The sequence below is a fragment of the Pseudomonas sp. AC463 genome (genome assembly GCF_979253585.1).
In genome coordinates this window covers 1-277 of sequence record NZ_CEEDDZ010000536.1, presented here as the reverse complement: position 1 = coordinate 277, position 277 = coordinate 1, and the positions used below count along the sequence as shown (strand labels likewise).

Annotated in this window: 1 protein-coding gene; it reads right to left on the bottom strand. The window is 67.5% G+C overall.

Going from position 1 to position 277, the window contains the following annotated elements; genetic code table 11:
- A partial coding sequence (locus AC0IYH_RS31295; protein ID WP_471838104.1) for a sugar nucleotide-binding protein occupies nt 1–277 on the bottom strand: 277 nt, incomplete at both ends.

Here is a 277-nt window from a genome sequence, read left to right as displayed (position 1 = left end):
CACGGCGTGGGCCTGGCCGGAGATGTCCTCGAGGAGGTTTTGACGGATGTGCCTGGCTTCGCTCAGGATCGCCTGGCCGAGCGCCAGCGACGTGGTCGCCTCATGCCCACCATAGTGATAGGTGCCCCACAGCGGCGCGGCGCAGTCGAGCTGCTTGAGCACGGCCAGGATGACCCGCGCAGCATCGTCTACCGGAGTCGGATTGCCCCGCCGATCATCGGCCAGGAATAGCGCCTCTGCACGCTCGGCTCGAACCAGGAAGCGCGCCAGCAACCCG